We start from the raw sequence: 21,426 nt of genomic DNA, 5'->3' as shown, positions 1-21,426 counted from the left end.
CATCACCCTTCCCAGCTTTTTCCATCCCAGGCAATGACGCGTTCCAGGAGTTTCACGACGGTTTCGCTGAAGCACTGGAACAGCACCTCGCCTTTCTCCGCGGTGGCGGAGCGGGGATCGCCGACATGACCGGGCTCGCTGCGGTCGGGCATGGTCCAGCCGCGGGAGGCGGGCTCGAATGCATTGCCAAAAGGAACGTCTTGGGTCTTTGCGAGATCGACGACGAGTTCGGGGCGCAGGCGCAGGACCATGCTGGTCTCCCATTCACAGGCATGGCCCATGACACGCTGCTGGATGGAGGGATCGCGAGTCCAAGGCTCGGCACCGAGATTCCAGTAGGTGGCGAAAAGGAGAAGGAGATCGCTGCGGTGGCGATGTTTCTGACGTGTCTCAAACACGGCCTGCTTGCCGGGGACGTCATTGCCGCCATGGCCGTTGAGGAAGACGAGACGCTTGAAGCCGTGGGCGATGAAATTTTCCATGAGGCCGTTGAGCAGATCAAGGTAGAGACGAGGCTCTGCCGACAAAGTGCCGGCGAAGTCCATGTGATGATGCGAGTTCCCCAGCCAGGTGAGCGGGGCGATGAGAACGCGCTCGCCCAGGGCCGCCTCGGTGCGGCGGATGAGTTCATTCGTCAGCATGCTGTCCGTGAAGACGGGCATGTGCCGCCCGTGCTGCTCCAGAGCGGCGAGGGGGAAGATGACAGGGGTGTTTTTGTCCAGTGCGGCCACTGCGGGCCAGGTGAGATCAGCCAGAAGCATCCGAGTAGAACGCCACCGGCGATTCATTTTTTGACGAACTTGCATCTTTGTTCCGCACTGGAATCATACCTTATGAAATCATGGCAACGGCTCCTGTTTTGCGGAGCGCTCATTCTGGGTCAGGCATCGTGCGGAACATCCAGACCCAACGCCAGCGCACTGCCCACGGTAGGGTTTGTGAGCCAGGAAACCATCTCGCATGCCTGCCGCCAGCACACGGTGCGGCGGCAGGGAACGGCCGGATTTGAAATGCTGCCGGACGCCCGGGAGGCATTCCTGGCCCGCCTGGCGATGGTGGAGGCCGCGCAGCGTACGCTTGATCTCCAGTACTACATCTGGCGTGACGATGTGTCTGGCACCACCTTTGCAGACCGGCTGCTGGCGGCCGCCGACCGGGGAGTGAAGGTGCGTCTGCTGCTGGACAACACCCTGGACGCGCAGGTGGAGGTGAGTTCCTCCGCACTGGCGGCACACCCGAACATCGAGGTGGCCTTTTTCAACCCCATGACGGACATGAAGGGCATCTTTGCAGGGAACCCCATTCCCGTGCTAGGCGACATCGACCGGATGCAAAGCCGGATGCACAACAAAATCATGATTGCGGATGGCACGCTCGTGATCGGCGGTGGCCGCAATCTTGGAGACCCGTATTTCGCCATCGACCGCAAGCACAACATGCGGGACCTGGATTTCATTGCGGCTGGACCGGTGGTGGAAGCGGCAGCCCATTCCTTTGAACTCTACTGGAAGTCTCCGCTGACGCGGCTGGGCGCCAAAGAAAAGATCACTGACCGCGAAAGGGAAAAGCTAAGCGATCTGCGGAGGCACGTGGCCCGGAAGAAACGGACGCTGGCAAAAAAGAGCGGGAGGCCGTATCCGCTGGCGCTGACCCGGACGGAGGCGCTGGATACTTTGCATCATCTGGTGAGCCGCATGATCTGGGCAGAGTATGAATTTGTGGCAGACCCGCCGGAACGCATGATGCGCCAGGGGAGCGTGGCCTCTCCGGTTTGGCACAACATCGAAGCCGCGATGCGCGGGGCGCGCTCCAGCGTGCTGATGCATGCGGCTTATTTTATCCCGCAAACCGAAACGCTGGACCTGCTGCACGCGGCGACCACGCGCGGCGTGCGGGTGCAGGTGCTGACGAATTCTCTGGCATCCACGGACGGGGTCGCGGCCATGGCGGGGATCGCCAACCGGCGCATCCCTGCGCTGGAATCAGGAGTGAATTTTTTCGAGCTGAATTCACATGCGGCCGACCGTAGGGACTACCTTCACACCCGCCGGCTGACGCCGCTGGGCATGCATACGAAAGGGTTCGTCGTGGACGACAATGTGTCGTTCATCGGCTCCTATAACATGGATCCGCGCTCGAAATACATCAACACCGAGACGGGTGTGATCATTCGCAGCACGGCATTCGCGGCGCGTTTGAAATCATACCTCCTCCAAGGGCTGGAACCCCAGAACAGCTGGCACGTCACGCGTGCGCCCAATGGCTCGATCCTTTGGACAGGACAGCTGCCCAACGGGCAGACCACGGTGCGGCATAATGAACCCGGCGCATCCTTGGTGCGCCGGGTGCAATATTGGTTTTACCGCTGCGTGCCCTGGGAGGACCTGCTCTAACCGGAAGCAGAAGCCGAAATCAGGGAAGCTCTTTGACCGCGATCGTGTGGATGACGGGCTTGATGGCCTTGCGAACACTGGCGTCCTGCTTGGCATGCTCATCGGCCAGCTTCTTCTTCAGTTTGGTGAGGGCTTCGGCCACCTTGGGGTCTGCCGCCGCTTCAGCGGCGATCACGCGCATGTGGGTGACGAGGTTTTTGATGAGGACGGTTTCGTAGCTCTCCTTCTGGGCGATGGCGTTGTTGAGCGCAGCAAAGTCATTGTCGAAGGGTGTCTTGGTGAATTCGGCAGTGAGATTGATGCCGGCTTCGAGCTGCTCTTTGCCGAACTCCTTGCTCTCTGCGCCCCAGGTGACCTTCGCCTTGGCGCTGCCGAGATTCAGGACACGGAGGGTGAAGCGGTTGAGATCCTGATTGAAGCTGGTGAAGGGCAGGATGCTGCGATTGCTTCCAGCGGACTTCGGATCGGCATCGTAAACAAAGGGCCACTTGGTGCTTTCCACGGTGACGCTGCCGAGCTGCAGACCTTTGACGGTGTGGCCGGTGCTGGCGGTATTGGGACCCTTCATGTCGATGGTGATGCGGCCGATGTCGCCGTCCAAGCCGAGTGCTTTCAAGAAGGCCTGAGCCATGAGAAGCTGGCCGGCCGGTGCGGGATGGAAGCCGTCGCCGCCAAAGGGGCCGTATTCCTTGCCCAGCGCAGCCTTGGATTTTTCCAGAGCGCTCATCATCGTGTCATGCACATTGGCGAAAGGCTGCTTGTTTTCTTCGGCAAGCTTTTTGGCGATGTCGCGCAGGTGGGCAAGATTGTCATTGTAGTCCGCACCGGTGACATTCTTCTTGAAGAAGTCGGGATCCACACCGCCGGGAGAGCCGATGGCCATGGCCTTCACGCCAACTTTTTTCAGGCCCTCGATGACGAGGCGCATGTTTTTCTCATACTCGGCGCCGACTTCGGGGGCGTAGGGACGATAGCTGCCATCGTTCATGCCGTAGCAGGTGGTGGCGACATTGGGATTGAAGACCGCGAGGTCGTTTTCAAGACGCGCCGCGAAGCCGCCTGCGCGCTCTCCACTCCAGCCGAACTGGAAGACCTTGATGTCGCTGCGACCCGTGCAGGCGAGCAGGTAGGCCTCAATGTACCTGGAATAGATTTTCTGCTCGGTGATGCTGTCGCCGATGACCGCGACGCGGGCGTTGGGCGGCAGGATGGATTCAGCACGCAGGCTGACGGCGGCAAGGAAGACGGAAAGAAGCGGGAGAATGCGCATGGTTTGGATGAAATGAGAGATGCACATACCGACGGAAAATGTGCTTTCTGGCAAGGAAATATTATCCCAGCATCGTCTGTGTCTGAGCAAGGACATCGCCGAAGGGGATGCGCTCCAGCAGGCCGAAGCTGTGATGCCTGCCCAGGCGCGCTCGTGTGGTGGCGGGACTGGTGAGACCGCAGAGAAAGCGGGCAAGCTGACGGGAATTGTGCAGGGCGGCATGCCGCTCGTCGATCAATTCGCGGATGGCGGCCACATGCTCGACGGTGATGGGGGGCGGCGCCGATTGCGGGATCTCACGAGGTGCATCGTCGGCGACTCCTTTGGCGTGCTCCTTGCAGCTGGTGCAGGTGCCGCAGTCGGCCTCCATGGCCTCGCCGAAATAGTTCAGGAGCCAACGGGTGAGGCAGCCGCGATGGGAGGCGAAATTCAGGACTTCGCCGAGGCGCTCGACATCCCGACGCTCGCGCTCCGCAAAGAGGTGCTGCATTTTTTTGGTGATGTCTTTCGGGTCGCGACGATTCGCGTCTTCAGCCAGACGATACTTCTGGCGGCTGCCGCTGGGCTTGAGCTCGATGTCGCCGGACTCCTGCAGCCAGGTGAGGGCTTTGAGCACACGTTCGCGCGGCTCATTGAGTTCGGCAGCGGCCTCGTCAGGATTGAGCGTGATCCATTTGGTGCCGCGTTTGCCACACTGAAACAAACGGCGGAGGAAGGCCTGACGCTCGGGCTTGTGTCCCGAGAGAATGCGCTGCTCCGGTGAAACGAAGCGGAACTGATAGCTGGCGTAGAAGGAGCCAAGCGGTCGCAGAATGCCATCGAGCTCGAGATTGGTGATGACTGTCTCGATGACCAGCGGGCGGATGTCCGTGGCCTGCGCGAGATCGTACATGGAGACATCGAATTCTGCGCCCTGAAGCAGGAGATGATCGAGGAGCTGGCGGATGGCCTGAGGCGTTGGGGTGTCGCCAAACGTGAAGTTTTCCAGCACGGTGCAGTCGTCCGCGCAGGCGAGCAGTTCGCAGACCGAGGGCTTGCCATCGCGGCCCGCGCGGCCGGTTTCCTGCGAGTAGTTTTCGAGCGTCTTGGGCAGGTTGTAGTGATACACCGCACGGATGTCCGCTTTGTCGATGCCCATGCCGAACGCGATGGTGGCGACGATGACATCCGTCTGGCCGTTCATGAAGGCGTCCTGAGCGGCGTGGCGATGCTCATCCGGCAGGCCGGCGTGATAGGCCAGGGCATTCACGCCATTTCTTTGCAGATGCGTGGCCACGTGCTCGGCGGTGTTTTGCAGCGTGACGTAAACGATGGAGGGCACCTTGCGCTTGAGCAGCAGCTTGTTGAGCGTGGGCAGGCGCTGCTGTGCAGTGCATGGGGTGATGCGGAAATGCAAATTGGGCCGCAGGAAGGAAGTCTGCACATGGTCCTCCGGCGCGATGCCAAAGGCCTTGCGAATGTCCGCGGCGACCGAAGGTGTGGCGGTGGCGGTGAGAGCGAGCACGGGCCGGATGCCAAGCTCTTTGGCCACGAGCGCAAGCCGCAGATACTCCGGGCGAAAATTATGCCCCCATTCTGAAATGCAGTGCGCCTCATCGACCGCCATCATGGAGATGCGCAGGCGTTTGAGCCGCTCGACGAAGTTTTCATTCATGAGCCGCTCCGGGGCGATGTAGAGCAGCTTCAGGGTGCCACTCCGCATGCCTTCGAAAACTTCCGCCGCTTCGTCCGCGGACAGAGAAGAGTCCAGCCGTGCCGCGGCGATACCACGTGCGCGCAATGCCTGCACCTGATCTTTCATCAGGGCGATCAGTGGCGAGATGATCAGCGCCACGCCATCCATGAGCAGGGCCGGCAGCTGATAGCAGAGCGATTTGCCGGCACTTGTCGGGAACAAGGCCAGGGCGCTCCTGCCTGCGAGCAGGGCCTCCATCACCTGCTCCTGCCCGGGTCGGAAAGCCGCATGGCCAAAGTGCTGTTTCAGGGCGGCGTGGAGGTCGTGGGGCATCTGTCCCACCAAGGAACGAACATGGGCTGCCGGTCAAGGATAAGCCGCCGCAATGGCAGACATCAAAAAATACGATTCGTGCGCCATGCCTGACATGGATACGTTGGCTCCATGCTCAGACGCCTGCTGCTTCTCCCCCTCGCATTCGTCACAGTTTCCTTCGCTGACGAAAAACCTTTCAAGATGCTTACCGACGAGCTTCTGGCACAGCTCCCGGAGTCACAGCGTGCCGAATGGAACGCATGCCTGACCAAGTCCCGCACGGCTGCGGCTGATGAGCACCGAGTGCTTGCGGAGGAATGCCAGAAAGCCGGCATGACAGCGCCTTCTCCGGCGCCGGGGAATCGCAAGGAGTTCGAATTCGACAGCGACACGCCTGCCGAGTGGTTTGCCAGCGCGGAGAATCAGAAACTGGCAGAGACGGTCATCAGCTACCAGACACCCACGGGCGGCTGGTCGAAGGCGGTGGACTACACCCAGGGGCCGCGCAGGCCCGGCACCCACTGGACCGCCCAGAAAGGCGATGCTTGGCACTACTGCGGCACCTTTGACAACCGCACGACCACAGAGCAGATCAAGTTCCTCGCGGGAGTGTTCACCGCGACGAAGCGGGAGGACGTGAAGGCCGCGCTGACCAAGGGGCTGGACTATGTGTTTGCTGCGCAGTATCCGAACGGCGGCTGGCCGCAGAACTACCCCATCGAAGCCGGCTACCATGAGGCCATCACGCTGAACGACGATGCCATGGTGCATGTGCTGGAGCTTTTGCTGGCGGTCACCAAAGGGGAGAAGCTCTTTGCCTTTGCTGACGAGTCTCTGAAGCAGCGGGCCCAGGCGGCCTTTGACAAGGGCATGGCCAACATCGCCGCGATGCAGGTTAAAATTGATGGAGTGCCTACGGTCTGGTGCGCGCAGCACCATCCGCTGACGCTGGAGCCGGTGAAGGCCCGCGCGAAGGAACCGCCCTCCCTCAGCGGTGGCGAATCCGCCAATCTGGTAAAGTTCCTCATGCGCGGCGGCCCCACCACACCCGAGGTCGTGGCCATGATCGAATCAGCCATGAAATGGTTTGAGGCACACAAGCTGACCGGCCTGCGCAAAATCAAAACACCCGAGGGCAAGACCGACTACATTGACGATCCCTCGTCCACCGAAGTGATCTGGGCACGCTTCTACGACCTGAAAACCGGCAGGCCGATCTTCGCCGGAGCTGACGACGGCATCGTTTATCCCACCTTCCATGAAATGGCCGCGAAAAACAAAGTGGCCTACGACTTCTTCAGCACGCGGCCCAAGGAGCTGATTGAGAAAGAGTCCGCGCGCTGGAGAAAGCGGCTGGAGAAAGCCAAATAAAAAGGGTCAAGGCAGCTTTGCAGCCACCTTGACCCTGTTCTAATTATCTTGGCCTGTGTCAGCAGCTTACTTGCTGTGCGTGTCGCAGTGTTCCGGCTCGGGATCGGTTTCTTCAACGACGGCTTTGTCCTTCAGGAACTCCATGGCTTCCTGCAGAAGGAGATCTCCGCGGATGTTGTCGATGAGGCCGTTCTTCTGGGCTTCGGCCATGAACTTCTTCGCGGGCATCTTCTGACGCTCGGCGATCTGGGCAAGAGCCATGGCGATTTTCTGGCCGGGGACTTCCAGATTTTCCTTCTTGGCGATCTGCTCAAGGATGAAGCTTACTTTGACGTTCTGGCGGGCCTGATTGGTGGCGCTGTTGAGGATCTCGTCCTGCTGCTTGATGAGTTCTTCCTCGCCAATGCCCTGCTGCATGGCGCGCTGGGCGATCTCGTTGGTGCGGCGCTGGGCTTCGCGGTTCACGACTTCCTGGGGAAGCTCAAACTCCACTTTCTCGAAGAGGTGGGCGATGACCTGGTTGGACTTGGCTGCATCACGGTTCTTCTCACGGCGGCGGCGGATGGCGTCGCGCACTTCTTCACGCAGGGTTTCAGGGGTCATGTCGTCACCGCCGACCTTCTTGATGAGCTCTTCGGTGAGTTCTGGCACCGCCTTGTTCTTCACGCCATGGCATTTCACCGCGAGCGCGATGGTCTTGCCACGCAGGGCTTCGAAGCCGAAATCGTCCGCGATGGTGAGGTTCAAAGTGCGCTCCTCATCCTTGGCGATGCCGACGAGGCCTGCGTAGAAGCCAGGGAGGAAGTCGTCTTCTTCACCCAGGAGGAACCAGTTTTCCTTCATCTCCTTGAGATGAGCGGGGGCATCAGGAAGGACATCGCCGATCGGCTGGCCGTCCAGGCTGCCAGTGACGCTGAGGACAACGACGTCGCCGATGGCGGCGGCACGTTCCACGTCCTCATAGGTGGCGTGGTGCTCGCGCAGGTGAAGGATGTCGTGGTCCACGTCGGCATCGGTGACTTCAATGCGGGGAAGCTTGACCGGAATGCCGGTGTACTCGGGGAGCTCAAACTTCGGCGCGAGGCTCATCTCGATGGTGAAGCTGAAGCTCTTGTCCGTGTCGTGATACATTTTGTCGTTCACGGCGAGGACGTTGAGGAGCTCCAGTCCGCCGCTTTTCACCGCCTGGCGCAGGCCTTCGCTGATGAGCTTCTTTTCCAGCTCGTCCTTCACTTCGTTTTCGTAGCGCTTGGCGACGATGCTCTTGGGAGTCTTGCCGGGGCGGTAGCCGGGGAGGCGCACCATGCTGGCGAAATAGGTGATGATCTCGTCACGCTCCTTTCCGACCTGGTCGGAAGGGACACGGACGTGGGCGACTGCGCGGCAGTTAGGCTGATGTTCGACGTTGATGTTCATGAGAAAGGGGTTAGGGGCGAAGTGTTTTCCACCGCAACAACCGGGCGGTGGGGACCGCGTCCGGGCCGGAGGGGCGTGCATGATAGACAGTTTGACGGTTTTGACAAACAGAGAACGAAAACCCCGATTTTAGCCTGCCATGCGTGTTTTTCAGAGATTTGAGGTCTGGTTGCTGCTTATTGCAGGCGGTATTGCCATTTGGTGGGCGTTTTCCACAGGTCCCAACGGTGCCGAGACGGGTCCTGTGGCGGAAATGCCCTCTGACTCCCCCCTGCAGCTGCGCCGCTGCACCCTGGAGCGCGATTTTGGCAATGCCCGGCTGGATGTGGAGGTGCGCTACAAGAATTCGACCCCCCGCCCGCTTTTCATGCAGGCACCGGACGTACGCCTGACCAACGGCACTGGCAAGGAGGTGCCTCCCTTCATCCTGCCCGTGGAACGCCCCCCCAGCGTGGAGGCCCAGACCACCAGCGACATCCGGCTGCGTTTCTGGCTGGAAAAAGCCGACCTCTCCGGCTCCCTGACCCTGGAAATCCGCGGCCAGAAGCTGGAAATCAAGAACGGGACGCCTCTGGACCTGGAAAAACTGGAAAACGCGAAGCCGAAAGTGTGGACGAGCACGGATTGGAAACTTTGACGCCTTTCAGGGACGCAAAAGCACCCATGTGGCACCCCAGGAGCCGCTGGTTTCATCGGCGGGCCAGATGAACTGTTGAACTTCGGGCAGCTGGGCAAGGAGCTGGTGGACGCCGATGCGGAGGGCACCGGCACCTTTACCATGGATGACGCGCACGCGGAGGATGCCGCGCTTCCGGCATTCGGTGAAATATTCAGGCAGCAGACTGCCGATTTCGCTCGGTCGGAACGTGTGCAGATCCAGTTCCGGGCCGATGGGGTGCTCCACCACCTCGGGAATTGGCGCCTCATCGTCTGCTGGAGTCATGGTGGAAGGTGGTTCGGGAGTGTCCGGAGTCCAATGGGAATCGTAATGCACAATGCTTGTGCTCTGTGCCGTGGCGTCTAGCATGGGCGAAGCACTTTCAAGGGAGTTCCTTTTGTTTTCCAACCTACGATCCTGGCTTTTGCATCTGCGTGATCTTGCACGTCAGGGATGGGGACTGTTGCATAGGACGATCAATGAAAGTTCGCTCGATCCCTTTCCGCTCAAGCAGATCCTGAAGGGATACCACAAAGAGTTCTTCAAAGCGGACTGCAGGAGCGGGCTGGATGGAGCGCTGCTTGCCATTCCCCAAGGCATGGCGTTTGCAGTGGTGGCCGGCCTGCCGCTGGCATACGGCATCACCTGCTCGGCGGTGGCATGCGTGGTCGGGGCGCTGCTGATGAGTTCGCGGCATTCCATTTACGGGCCGACGAACGCCACGGCCTTCATGGTGTCCTCCTACTTTGCCGCATTTCCAAACCTGAACCAGCTGGCCTCCATGCCCATGCTGGTGTTTCTGGTGGGGGCGCTGCTGATTTTCGGCGCCTATTTCCGTGTGGCGGACATGGCGCGCTTCATCAGCCGCGCGGTGGTGGTGGCGTATCTCACGGGGGCGGCGCTGCAGATGTTTGCGCACCAGCTGCCCGTGGTGCTGGGCCAGCAGATCGCTCCGCCTCCCGGCAGACCGGTGGCGCGGACGCTGGTCTCGGACGTGCATGATGTGCTGGGCCATCTGGGGGACATCCACTGGCCGAGTGCGCTGATCTGTGTGCTGTCCATTGGCTGCTACTACGGCCTCAGGCGATTCGGCAAACGCTTCCCCGCACTGACAGTGACGCTCGTGCTGATGTCTTTCATTTCGGCAGGGATGAACAAAGCCGGGTGGCATGTGTCCACGTATTCGGATCTTTCATTCACCTGGCGCACGCTGCTGCCGCCCTTCCCTGACTTCACCAGCGGCAGTGCCTCGGCGCAGTTCAGCCAGCTTTTCGGGCTGGCGCTTTCGCTCGCCTTTGTGGCGATGATGGAAAACTCCGCCATGGCTCGCACTCTGGCCAGCCGGTCCGGACACAGTGTGGACGCGAACCAGGACATGCTCAGCCTGGGTGCGGCCAATCTGGCCTGCGCCTATCTCAGCGGCATGCCTGCTTCTCACTCCCTGACGCGCTCCCTGGCGGCATATGAGAGCGGCGCTGTCTCTCCTGTGTCCGCCATCGTCAGCGGCGTGGTGTGTCTGGTGGCGGCGCTGACCATCGGTCCGCTGGTGGCCTACGTCCCGAAAGCAGCACTCGGAGCCATGGTGATCTGCGTGGCGGTGGCGCTGATCAACAAACGCCAGATCCACATCTCCCTGCGTGCCACAGCTTCTGACGCCATCGTGTTTGTCACGACCTTCTTTGCCACGCTGCTGGTGCCGCTGCATGTGGCCATTTTCACCGGCGTGGGAATCTCGATCATTCTGTATCTGCACAAGGCCAGCCAGCCCTCCCTGGTGGAGTATGAATTCAACGCGGAGGGAAACCTGGCCGAGGCGCAGCAAGGCGGACGCCAGCATCCGGCCATTTCGATCGTGCATGTGGAGGGCGATTTGTTTTTCGCCTCCGCAGACATCTTCCGCACGCAGATCCAGCGCTCGTGCGCCGATCCCAATCTGCGCATTGTGATTCTGCGGCTGAAGAATGCGCGGCACCTGGATGCCACGTGCGCGATGGCGATCGAGGAACTGACGCGCGCCCTGCGTGCCGACGGGCGTGATATCATCGTCAGCGGCGTGTTGAAGGACCTGTACCGGGTGCTGAAGGATGCCGGAATGGTGGAGGTCATTGGCAAGAACAACCTGTTCCTCGCCAGTCCGTCGAATCCCAATCTTTCCACCCGCAACGCCTTGCGCCGGGCGCAGGAGATTCTAGGCATTAAAGATGCGGACGTGCGTATCTATTACGATCCTTCGAAATCTCAAAAGTCTTAGACTGCTCCCATCATGATGAAATGGTCCTATCGCCTCTTTTCCGTCGGCGGCACCGAGGTGCGTGTGCACGCCACCTTTCTGCTGCTGCTGCTGTTTGTGGCCAGCCAGAGCTATTTCAGCGGGCAGGGATATCTGGCGGCGCTGGAGTCAACGCTGTTCATCATCGCCATTTTTACCTGTGTGGTGCTGCATGAATTTGGCCATGTGACAGCTGCGCGCGGTTATGGCATCCGCACGCCGGACATCACGCTGCTGCCCATCGGAGGTGTGGCGCGGCTGGAGCGCATGCCCCGAAAGCCCTCGGAGGAGCTGGTGGTGGCCATCTGCGGCCCGCTGGTCAATGTGATCATCGCGGCAGGCATCTGGCTGGCGTTCGGCATCGATGCGGTTTTTCACCCGGGCTACGACTTTCTTCAGTCAGGCAATTTCTTCCAGAAACTCATGGTGTGGAATGTTATCATGGTGGTCTTCAATCTGGTCCCCGCCTTTCCCATGGATGGCGGCCGCGTGCTTCGCGCCATCTTTGCCATGTTCATGGAGTACGGTGCGGCCACCCGACGGGCGGCTTCGATCGGTCAGGGCATCGCGATGATGGTGGCCATCTACATGCTGCTGAACCACACGTTTCACCCCATGCTGCTGCTCATCTGTTTCTTCATCTTCATGGCCGCAGGTCAGGAGGCCGCCACGGTGACGCAGCAGGAGGCCACCCGAAACCTGCGTGTACGGGACGCCATGCTCACCGACTTCCGCACCCTGGCTCCGGAAGCCACGCTGCGCGAAGGGGTGGAACTTCTCCTCGCCGGCAGCCAGCAGGACTTTCCCGTACTGGACACTCACGGCGGCATGCAGGGCATGCTGACGCGGCATGATCTGATCTCGGCCCTGACAGAGAAAGATCTCAGCCATCCAGTGATCGATGTCATGCGGGCCTGCCCATCTTCGGTGGAACCCATCGGCGGTTTGACCGAAGCGCTCGACACCCTGAACGCGAGCGACTGCCCTGCCCTCCCCGTGCTGGATCCCATCAGCGGCAAACTCGTGGGACTGCTCACTGCTGAAAATGTGGGCGAGACGCTGATGGTGCGCGCGGCCTTGATGAAACAGCGGGCTTAGACTGCACCATCTGCCTGCGGCAGATTCACCACTGGCAGCGGTGCCACGATGTTCACCGGCCATGGCGGGAACTTTTCAAAGATGCCGGTGCCCAGTTCCTTGCTGCTGGCATAGCCGCGGCGGAACATTTCGAGCTTGGCATCGATGTTATCGACATGGTGCAGGACGACGGCCTCAGGCGTCTTGGGCAGCACAGGAGAGCCAAATTCAAGAGTCCCGTGATGCGCCGCAATGAGGTGCAGCAGATGCAGCCTGACAACCTCCGAGGCAGGCTCCATGGCGGTCCACTCCGCGGCAGCGGGCTGCTCCATCATGTCCCGCCAGAGTTTGTTCACCAGTTCCAGCCCCAGTGGGATGTGGCCCAGCATCTCGGCAGTGAGATTGTACGGCATGGTAAATCCAGATTCGGCATACGCATTCTCCCAGAGCTTGCCGCAGTCGTGAAACAGCACGCCGGCGATCAGGAGATCGCGGTTCAAGTGAGGATAAACACCTGCCACCGCCACGGCGCAGCGCATCATCTGCGCCACGTGCTCCACCAGACCACCACGGCGGGCATGGTGATTTTTGCGCGCGGCGCCGGTACGGCGGAAGCGGTCTCCATAGCGTTCGAGAAACAGCAGGCACAGCTTCAGCAGGCGTGGATCACGCATGGACTCGATGAAGGCGACCATGTCGGAGTAATCGGCCTGCTGGCGGGAGGCGAGATCGGGATCCCCGAGGAGCAGTGTGGATGATTCCTCTTCGGTAAGTGCACGCATCTGCACCTGACGAGGTTCGATGCCATACTTGCCCTCCACCCACTGACCGGCGAGCTGAATGAACGAGCTGCGCGCGAGTTTGGCGGCGTCCTGGAACAGCGGGTTGTTGTCAAAGATGCGCCAGACCAATGAATCAGCGGCGTCAACGAGCTTGACCTCCAGAAACGGGCTGCCCGTGCTGGTGGTTTTTTCGATGCGTGATTCAACCTGCAAATGCAGGCGGTAGGGCTGCGGCGACTGACTGGCCACCTGCCGCAGCTGGGTGAGGGTGATCAGGTCGAGGTCGTCAGCCGTGGCGTCTTGCATGCAGTCAAAGTGGCGGTGGGGCGCACGGGGCGTCAAGAGGGGAAGCGGATCACATCACCGGCTGGCCGATCTCGCGCCAGGGGCCTTGTTTGAGGACAATGTCGGGGACGAGAGACTGCCACTTCATATCCTGGGCGTTGATCATGTTACGGACTTCGGCGCTGGTGTGAAACAGGTAGTCGAGGTTTGGCTCGTCCAGCGCACGCACGCTCTGCGTATCGATGAGGTAGCGCAGCAGGTGTTTCTGTTCGGGAGTGACACGGGCATCGTTGATGCTGAGGATCTGGCCGTTCATGGGATTGCCCATGGGATAGACATAGACGCGCACCTGGTTTTTGAAGAGCCGGCCGAAAGCTTCCAGCAGGCCGCCTTCGAGATCGGTGCACCAGCGCTCATTGAAAAGCTCCTGGAACAAGGGCAGGCCGAGCACGATGCCGATGGGGCACTGCGTGTGGCGTGCAAGGTAGCTGCTGACGCGATGGAACTCGGGATACTTCGAAATGAGCACGTTTTTGCCAAGCGCCTGCAGTACGTCCGCACGGGCAAGGAATTCGCTGTCCGGCACCTCGGCGCCGCTGGCGAGGAGGTTGTGCATGGTGATCTCGAGGATTTCGACGTTGTTGCGCGCGGCATCGCCAAAGTCTGCCTGGAAGGCGGCCTGACCGCGCTCAATCATGTCGAGGTTGAGCTTGGTGATGGGATCAAAGCTGCCGCGTTTGAGGAATACAGGCTTTTTATAAAGCACGTCGGAGGCCTGCCAGATTTCTCCATCCGCACCGAAGAGTGCCGCATCGGCGAGGCCGAGGCGCACGAGTTTCAGCGCCACGAGGCGGTCCTGAAACTCCGAGGCGGCAAAAGCGGGGCCGGTGAAATCGATCATGTCGATTTCGACCCGTTTGCGGTTCAGATCGTCCAGCAGGCTTTGCAGGAAAAAGGACAGGTCATTCCGCAGATGGAAGGCGGCGTAGAGGAGATTGACGCCGAGTTTCCCCGCCGCGTCCGACTGGCGTGCATTCGAGTCGTCCAAAAGGCGGACGTGCATCTGGATCTCGCTGCTGGGGCCGCCAGGCTCGGTTTGAAAGCGCAGGCCGATCCAGCCATGGCATTCTTCCTTGGTATCTCGGTACGAGCGGGCACGGATGGTGTCCGCGAGGGTGAAGAAGGTGGTCGTGCTGCCACGCTTGGCATTCAGGCGCTGGATGAGCATGGGATACTCGTGCTCCAGCATGGCGCACATGCGCTGGCGTGAGACGTAGCGTGAGCATTTGCCATAGATCTCGTCGCTGATGGTCATGTCGTAGGCGGACATGGTTTTGGCGACAGTGCCGGATGCACCGCCGGCGCGGAAGAACCAGTTGGCGATTTCCTGACCGGCGCCGATTTCAGCGAAGGTGCCGTAGATGGTGTGGGCGAGATTGATCTTGAGCGCTTTCTCGAGAGTGCCTGGACGTTCGTTAACGGAATTCATGAGGGGTGGTGTGATGATGCGCATGCCTGAGGCCGATGCACGAAGCATTTGAAGGCAGTTCCGGCTCCATCGGGATCAGTGAGCGAGGCCGGGGCAGATTGCGCCGATAGGAATTCTGCCAAGGTCTGATGCGAGGACTGGGTGAAACTGAGCTCGCGCAGCCAGTCGCAGTAGTCGGTGAAGTTGATGTCGGCAGTGATGTCCTGACGGCCAGGGTTGGCATAGATGTCGGCTCCGGTGAGTCTTTGATGCAGCAGATAAGCACGCAGCGTGCCGTGTGGCCGCCGATGGTAGAGAGCGGGGAAGTCATCGCCATAATCGATGGTGAGCATCGCGCCTGCCTTCCAGTGCGGAGTCCATTGCCGAAGCCAGTCGCGGATGCTGGGGTGGAGCTCGCAGCGCTGGCGATCGGCAAACGTAGTGTGCCGCAGGGCGCTGAAGTGCGCCGGATCGAGAGCATGCGGATGGAGCGATTCAGGCACATGCACCTCGAGCCAGCGCCGCTCGGCAGCGCACCACTGCACAAGTGTGGCGGGAAAGGCGTCGAGGAGTTCGTTGTGATAGATGAACGCCTGGCCGCCCGCACTAGCGAGGGCGGATTCGAGGTCGCTGTGCCACGTCACTTTGCCGCCGAGTTTTTTCTGCTGCTCCAGCCGAAGCACCGGGGAGGTTTCGACGATGTGGAAGCTGAAGTGGCAGCGCGTCCACCAGCCGAGGGATCGGCGCACGGTCTGCATGAGCGAGCCGTCTCCGGCACCGACCTCGATAATGTGGCGCACGCGCGGCTGGAGATGAGACTCTGCTTTGAGCCAGGCTGCGATGGATTGGCCGAGGGAGGAAGAAAGGGTGGCGGAGGTAGAGAAATCGCCACGTGCGCCAACGGTTTTGATGTGCCGTGTGTAGTAGCCACGCTGGGGATCAAACAAAGCACGCGCCATGAAAGCCGCGAAGGGCTCAGAAGCTGCGGATGATTTCATCGGCGATGATTTCCAGGCCTTCGCGCACGATGTGCTGCGGCTGCGAGTAAGTCAGGCGCAGGCATTCATGCGGATGACGCCACTCCTTCTCCAGGCCAAAGGCGAAATAGTGGCCGGGAATGACGAGGACTTTGCGCTCCTTGAGCCGGCGATACAGCTCCTTCGCGGGAATGGGCAGGCCGTTGATCCAGAGCCAGAGGAAGAAGGCGCCTTCCTGCGCGTGCAGAGCCCAGGGGACACGATCCCCAAGCGCTGAAGCCAGAACGGATTTGGCGAAGTCGGAGCGCTCGCGATAAAACGGACGGATAACGGAGGGTCCGAGCCTGACGAGGGTGTCGTCCTTCAGCAGGGGCATGAGGAGCGCCTGGCCCAGATTGCCATTCGCGAGCGAGACGATGGCGTTCATGTTGGAAAGCGCCTTCACAATGTGGGGATCCGCCACGATCATGGCCGTGCGCACGCCGGGCAGGCCGACCTTGCTCATGCTGATGCTGAAGATCATGCCGGGCTGCCACTTGGGCTGGAAGCCATTGTGGATCACGCCCGGAAACGGATGGCCGTAGGCGTTGTCGATGATGAGCGGGATGCCATGCGCGTCTGCCAGCGCATGCAGACTGTCGAACTCGTTTTGCGTGAGCACGTTGCCCGTGGGGTTCGTGGGGCAGGAGACGCACATCGCGGCGACATCTGGCGTGATGCGAAGCTGATCGAAATCGACGTGGTACTTGATCTCGTGCGGGGCGGTTTCGACGATGCGTGGCAGGCAGGCGGTGAACTGTCCCTCACCGAGCGCCTGATTGGCGTAGCCGATGTACTCAGGCAGCAGCGGAAAAAGGATGCGCTTCTTCGTGGCCCCGGTCTGCCCGGCGAGGAGATTGAAGAGCAGGAAGAACGCGGACTGAGAGCTGGGCATGACTCCGATGTTTTCGTGAGTCACGTTCCAGCCGCATTCGCGTTTGAGGAAAGCTGCGAAGGCTTCGCGAAAGAGAGGATTACCGCCGGGCGGATCGTAGTTCAGCAGCGTGCGGTCGATGCTGTGGTCATCGAGCATGGCCTGCATGCGCTCGCGCCAGAGCTGCTGCACGGCGGGAATGGCTGCAGGCTGGCCACCGCCCAGCATGCGCATGTCCGGATGGGTGGTGAGCGCGGCACCGCAGTCATCCATGAGCTCCTGGATGCCGCTGGGGCCTGCGAGGCGCTGGCCGATGTCTGAGAAGGTGGGTGGTTGCATCAGGTGGCGACGAAGGTATGCACCCAGTCGCGGATGTTGAAGTTTGGCGCAGCTTTCTCAATCTGCCAGCGCCCATCCGCATTGAGCCGGACGCTGCCGAGCCAGCGCTGGTGCCACTCCTCCGGTGCGATCATGCTGAGGTGATGCCTGCCCTGGACTTCATAAAGGTGATAGACCTCCCCGCAGACGGGCTCAAAGCCAAAGTGGCTTTCGTAGATGAGCTTGTTCCAGTTGAAGGCGTCGATGACCTCCATGTAGCGCTCCTGCATTTCCACCATCTCCTGCTGCAGCACGCGTTCGGCACGGGTGACACCGCGGGTTTTAAAACTGGTGAGGTCCTGGGGGACGATTTTGGCAGCCAGCCGCGAGGCCGGGTACGGCAGGAAGCTGCCACGGGACTCAGGAACTTGCAAAGCAGCGTCGATGGGGTCCAAAACAGAGAGATTTGAGGGTTAAGTGTGGAGTGCGCCCGGGAGGATGCAACGGTGCTTTGATTTGAACAGGAGGCCTCCCAGAGGTATCTTAGCATTGATGAAGAACGTCTCCCACCTACTGATGGCCGCACTGCTGACCGGAGTGCTGGCCTCCTGCGCCAGCAGAACCATGGACAGCATCCCCACGCTGGCGGAGCTGAGCGCTTACGAAAAAGTGGTCCGGGCCCGCTACCAGCCCCTGTATGATGAGCTTGAGCACAAGCGCTCCACCGGTGCCATCGGCAAAGCTGACTATGAAGAGCAGAAGCACCGCCTGGACAACAAGGTGGCCGAAGGCGTGAACAACGCCGCCTGGAACAAGCACTATCTGGCGGAGTCAGAGCGCAAGTCTGATGGTGTTCCGACTCCTGACAATCCGGTGGCCCTGAGCCCGGGACAGGTGGGCGGAACCGGCATTGGTGGCTCTGTCGGCTCTGGAGGGATGGGCTCGTTTTACCGGCCCTCGTATCAAAACTACGGAGCCGTGTCAGGCATGGGCGGTGCGGCAGGTCTCGGCAGCATGCGCTCCGCCAACGAGCAGATCGGCAACAGCAGGACGGTGCGCAATGATGCGATGTCCGCAGGCGGCTCCTTCATCACGCCGGCGCCCGGCTCCATCTATGATGATGACGAACGGCGCTAAGCAGGCCTAGGCCCTGCTACTTTCGTAGATCCGGTTGCTTGGGAAGGCCCCTGAGCGTTGCGTCCGGAAAAAAAAATAAAGCCCTGTGAGGTTTGATCCCCACAGGGCTTTTGGCGGCGGATTGCTCCGCCACATTGACCTCCCTAGGAGGCCAATGCGTTACTTCTTCTTCGCAGCCTTCTTAGCGGCTTTCTTGGCGACTTTCTTGGCGGGTGCAGCCTTCTTGGCGGCTTTCTTTGCAGCTTTCTTAGCCATAGTGTTTGTCCTCTGTTTGTTGTTGGTTGCGTTGTTGTTTTGTTTTGCCGCGGGTGCGCTTTTGGCGCCTCCACGGACACTTTTTCCTGCGGCTGCCGGAGCGGCTGCGCGCTTCTCTTCGATCGCTGCCTGCGCTGCGGCAAGGCGTGCGACCGGAACACGGAAAGGACTGCAACTCACATACGTGAGGCCTGCACGGTGGCAGAATTTGACGCTATCTGGATCGCCGCCGTGTTCACCGCAGATGCCCAGCTTGATGTCGGGCTTGGTCTTGCGGCCTTTTTCGATGGCGATTTTGATGAGCTGACCCACGCCGGTTTGATCCAGTGTGGCAAAGGGGTTCTTCTTGAAGATTTCGTTCTCGGTGTAGGGCATCAGGAAGCTGCCCATGTCGTCACGGCTGATGCCGAGCGCGGTCTGCGTGAGATCGTTGGTGCCGAAGCTGAAGAACTGGGCTGTTTCGGCGATTTCATCAGCCGTGAGAGCTCCACGCGGCACCTCAATCATGGTGCCGACAAGATAGTCGAGCTTAACTTTTTTCTCAGCCATCACTTCTTTTGCTACCTTATGCACGATTTCCACCTGCAGGTCGAGTTCTTTCTTGAACCCAACAAGCGGAATCATCACTTCGGGCTTCACCTTGATCTTCTTCTTCGCCACATCTGCGGCGGCTTCAAAGATGGCGCGTGCCTGCATCTCGGTGATCTCAGGATACGCGATGCCAAGACGGCAGCCGCGATGTCCGAGCATCGGATTGAACTCATGCAGAGCAGCGACACGTGCGGTGACCTTCTCAACGGAGACGCCCATTTTCTTGGCGAGCTCAGCCTGCGCTTTTTCTTCATGCGGCACGAATTCGTGAAGCGGAGGATCAAGCAGACGGATGGTGGCGGGAAGTCCCTTGAGCTCGGTGAAGATGCCGGTGAAGTCTTCGCGCTGGTATGGCAGCAGCTTGGCGAGCGCCTTTTTACGGTCGCCCACGTTGTCCGCCAGAATCATTTCACGCACAGCGTCGATACGGTCGCCTTCAAAGAACATGTGCTCCGTGCGGGTAAGACCGATGCCCTGGGCGCCGAACGCGATGGCATTCTGCGTCTGCTCCGGATTGTCGGCATTGGTGCGGACCTGCATGCGCGTGGCCTTGGAGCACCAGTTCATGAGCTGCTGGAAGCTCTTGAACTTCTCGGTGGCCTGGGCGGCCTTGTCACCACTGATCATGCCGGTGATGATTTCGGAAGGAGCGGTCTTGAGCTCGCCGCCATAAACGATACCGCTGGTGCCGTCGATGGAGAGGTAGTCGCCTTCGCTGAAGGTCTGGCCGGCCACGGAAACCGTCTTCTTGTCGTAGTCGATTTCCAGAGCGGCGGCGCCGCAGATGCAAACCTTGCCCATCTGACGGGCAACGAGAGCAGCGTGGGAGGACACACCACCACGGGCGGTGAGGATGCCTTCCGCAGCAATCATACCACGAAGATCTTCGGGGCTGGTTTCATTGCGGACGAGGAGAACTTTCTCACCTTTGGCTTCGGCGATGACGGCGCGGTCAGCATTGAGGTAGATCTTGCCGGAGGCGGCACCAGGGCCGGCAGGAAGACCAGTGGCGATGGCCTTGGCCTTCTTGACGTCAGCTGCATCGAAGATCGGAGCGAGAAGCTGCTCAAGCTGGTCGGCAGGATTGCGCAGCACGGCGGTTTCCCAGTCGATGAGCTTTTCCTTCACCATGTCCATGGAGAACTTCAGAGCGGCGGCGGCGGTGCGCTTGCCGTTGCGGGTCTGCAGCATGAACAGCTTGCCTTCCTGGATGGTGAACTCGATGTCCTGCACATCCTTGAAATGCTTTTCAAGGGTCTGGCGGACCTTCATGAGCTCCGCGTAGGACTTCGGCATTTCCTTCTGCAGCTGAGCCACAGGCTCAGGAGTGCGGACGCCGGCGACGACGTCTTCGCCCTGGGCGTTGATGAGGAACTCACCGTAGAATTCGTTGGCGCCGTTGGCGGGATTGCGGGTGAAGGCCACACCGGAGCCGGAGGTCGGACCCGTGTTGCCGAACACCATGGCCTGCACGTTCACGGCAGTGCCCCACTCGGCGGGGATGTTGTACTTGCGGCGATACACGATCGCACGGTCGTTCATCCAAGAGCCGAACACAGCGCCGGCGGCGCCACGAAGCTGATCCCACGGATCGCTCGGGAAGCTCTTGCCAGTGCGGTCTTTGACGAGCTGCTTGAAGCGCTTCACCAGTTCCTTCTGGTCGTCAGCGGTCAGGTCGCTGTCGAGGATGTCCTTGTGATAGGTCGAATGCTTGAATTCTTCGATGACGACTTCGAAAGGCTCATGGTCTTCACCTTCGCGCTTCTGCACGCCGAGCACCACGTCTCCGTACATCTGGACGAAGCGGCGGTAGCAGTCCCAGGCGAAGCGCTCGTTGTTGGTGGCGGCCACCAGGGAGAGCACGGTCTCATCGTTGAGGCCGAGGTTGAGAATGGTGTCCATCATGCCGGGCATGGAGTCACGTGCACCGGAGCGCACGGCCACCAGGAGCGGGAAGCCCTTGGCATCTCCGAACTTGTAGCCCATGATTTTTTCCATGCCTTTGACGGCAGCTTCCATCTGCGCCTGCAGCGAGGCCGGATAGGTCTTCTTGTTTTCGTAGAAGTAGGTGCACACTTCGGTGCTGATCGTGAATCCGGGAGGCACTGGAAGACCAATGCGGCTCATCTCCGCGAGATTGGCGCCCTTGCCGCCCAACAATGCTTTCATGGAACCATCACCGTCTGACTTCCCTGGTCCGAAAAAATAAACGTACTTCTTTTTGTCTGCGCTGCCCTTGGATGCTGTCTTTGCCAT

Annotated in this window: 17 protein-coding genes; 6 read left to right on the top strand and 11 right to left on the bottom strand. The window is 60.3% G+C overall.

The window, feature by feature from the left end:
* Positions 1-2 precede the first annotated feature (2 nt).
* Positions 3-761: a creatininase family protein gene (locus tag ACILSR_RS15165; RefSeq protein WP_395750630.1), complete on the bottom strand. Its 759-nt coding sequence runs from the start codon at positions 759-761 to the stop codon at positions 3-5.
* Positions 762-938: 177 nt separating this feature from the next.
* Here ACILSR_RS15165 and ACILSR_RS15160 point away from each other — a divergent pair, with 177 nt between their 5' ends.
* The gene (locus ACILSR_RS15160) at positions 939-2,393 is read left to right on the top strand and encodes a phosphatidylserine/phosphatidylglycerophosphate/cardiolipin synthase family protein (protein ID WP_395750629.1); all 1,455 of its coding nucleotides are present in this window, start codon (positions 939-941) and stop codon (positions 2,391-2,393) included.
* A gap of 19 nt (positions 2,394-2,412) precedes the next feature.
* Here ACILSR_RS15160 and ACILSR_RS15155 read toward each other — a convergent pair whose 3' ends face one another.
* Both ACILSR_RS15155 and ACILSR_RS15150 read right to left on the bottom strand, forming a co-directional pair.
* Positions 2,413-3,663 (bottom strand): SGNH/GDSL hydrolase family protein, encoded by a 1,251-nt coding sequence (locus ACILSR_RS15155; protein WP_395750628.1) that lies wholly within the window; start codon positions 3,661-3,663, stop codon positions 2,413-2,415.
* A 61-nt stretch (positions 3,664-3,724) separates the two neighbouring features.
* Positions 3,725-5,671: an ATP-dependent DNA helicase RecQ gene (locus tag ACILSR_RS15150; protein WP_395750627.1), complete on the bottom strand. Its 1,947-nt coding sequence runs from the start codon at positions 5,669-5,671 to the stop codon at positions 3,725-3,727.
* Between the two features lie 111 nt (positions 5,672-5,782).
* On the opposite strand from ACILSR_RS15150, the gene pelA reads away from it, so the two are divergent.
* A complete protein-coding gene (gene pelA / locus ACILSR_RS15145) occupies positions 5,783-7,024 on the top strand; it encodes a pectate lyase (protein WP_395750626.1) in 1,242 nt (413 codons plus the stop codon).
* Positions 7,025-7,090: 66 nt separating this feature from the next.
* Here pelA and tig read toward each other — a convergent pair whose 3' ends face one another.
* Complete coding sequence (tig, locus tag ACILSR_RS15140) at positions 7,091-8,440, bottom strand: trigger factor (RefSeq protein ID WP_395750625.1); 1,350 nt, start codon at positions 8,438-8,440, stop codon at positions 7,091-7,093.
* A 253-nt stretch (positions 8,441-8,693) separates the two neighbouring features.
* On the opposite strand from tig, the gene ACILSR_RS15135 reads away from it, so the two are divergent.
* A complete protein-coding gene (locus tag ACILSR_RS15135; RefSeq protein WP_395750624.1) occupies positions 8,694-9,077 on the top strand; it encodes a hypothetical protein in 384 nt (127 codons plus the stop codon).
* A gap of 6 nt (positions 9,078-9,083) precedes the next feature.
* On the opposite strand, the gene ACILSR_RS15130 is transcribed toward ACILSR_RS15135, so the two are convergent.
* Positions 9,084-9,383 (bottom strand): Smr/MutS family protein, encoded by a 300-nt coding sequence (locus ACILSR_RS15130; RefSeq protein ID WP_395750623.1) that lies wholly within the window; start codon positions 9,381-9,383, stop codon positions 9,084-9,086.
* A gap of 52 nt (positions 9,384-9,435) precedes the next feature.
* Here ACILSR_RS15130 and ACILSR_RS15125 point away from each other — a divergent pair, with 52 nt between their 5' ends.
* Positions 9,436-11,349 carry a SulP family inorganic anion transporter gene (locus ACILSR_RS15125; RefSeq protein WP_395750622.1) on the top strand — a complete coding sequence of 638 codons (1,914 nt, stop codon included), beginning with the start codon at positions 9,436-9,438 and terminating at the stop codon, positions 11,347-11,349.
* 12 nt (positions 11,350-11,361) lie between these two features.
* The gene (locus ACILSR_RS15120; protein WP_395750621.1) at positions 11,362-12,465 is read left to right on the top strand and encodes a site-2 protease family protein; all 1,104 of its coding nucleotides are present in this window, start codon (positions 11,362-11,364) and stop codon (positions 12,463-12,465) included.
* On the opposite strand, the gene ACILSR_RS15115 is transcribed toward ACILSR_RS15120, so the two are convergent.
* The 5 genes from ACILSR_RS15115 to ACILSR_RS15095 are packed head-to-tail and all read right to left on the bottom strand — an operon-like array spanning position 12,462 to position 17,642.
* Positions 12,462-13,532 carry an HD domain-containing protein gene (locus ACILSR_RS15115; RefSeq protein WP_395750620.1) on the bottom strand — a complete coding sequence of 357 codons (1,071 nt, stop codon included), beginning with the start codon at positions 13,530-13,532 and terminating at the stop codon, positions 12,462-12,464. The two genes, ACILSR_RS15120 and ACILSR_RS15115, sit on opposite strands and share 4 nt — an antisense overlap.
* A gap of 49 nt (positions 13,533-13,581) precedes the next feature.
* Positions 13,582-15,000 (bottom strand): TonB-dependent receptor, encoded by a 1,419-nt coding sequence (locus ACILSR_RS15110; RefSeq protein ID WP_395750619.1) that lies wholly within the window; start codon positions 14,998-15,000, stop codon positions 13,582-13,584.
* Complete coding sequence (locus ACILSR_RS15105) at positions 14,997-15,977, bottom strand: SAM-dependent methyltransferase (RefSeq protein ID WP_395750618.1); 981 nt, start codon at positions 15,975-15,977, stop codon at positions 14,997-14,999. Before ACILSR_RS15105 ends, ACILSR_RS15110 begins: the two co-directional genes overlap by 4 nt.
* Positions 15,955-17,208 carry a valine--pyruvate transaminase gene (locus ACILSR_RS15100; protein ID WP_395750617.1) on the bottom strand — a complete coding sequence of 418 codons (1,254 nt, stop codon included), beginning with the start codon at positions 17,206-17,208 and terminating at the stop codon, positions 15,955-15,957. The genes ACILSR_RS15105 and ACILSR_RS15100 overlap by 23 nt, the downstream gene beginning before the upstream one ends.
* Positions 17,208-17,642 (bottom strand): DUF2452 domain-containing protein, encoded by a 435-nt coding sequence (locus ACILSR_RS15095; RefSeq protein WP_395750616.1) that lies wholly within the window; start codon positions 17,640-17,642, stop codon positions 17,208-17,210. Before ACILSR_RS15095 ends, ACILSR_RS15100 begins: the two co-directional genes overlap by 1 nt.
* Before the next feature lie 97 nt (positions 17,643-17,739).
* On the opposite strand from ACILSR_RS15095, the gene ACILSR_RS15090 reads away from it, so the two are divergent.
* Positions 17,740-18,324 (top strand): hypothetical protein, encoded by a 585-nt coding sequence (locus ACILSR_RS15090; protein WP_395750615.1) that lies wholly within the window; start codon positions 17,740-17,742, stop codon positions 18,322-18,324.
* Between the two features lie 159 nt (positions 18,325-18,483).
* On the opposite strand, the gene ppdK is transcribed toward ACILSR_RS15090, so the two are convergent.
* Positions 18,484-21,426 (bottom strand): pyruvate, phosphate dikinase, encoded by a 2,943-nt coding sequence (gene ppdK, locus ACILSR_RS15085; protein WP_395750614.1) that lies wholly within the window; start codon positions 21,424-21,426, stop codon positions 18,484-18,486.

The organism is Prosthecobacter sp. (assembly GCF_044222565.1).
Taxonomy (GTDB): Bacteria; Verrucomicrobiota; Verrucomicrobiia; order Verrucomicrobiales; family Verrucomicrobiaceae; genus Prosthecobacter.
Note: the sequence above shows the minus strand (reverse complement) of the source record. Positions and strands in the feature narration are given on the sequence as shown.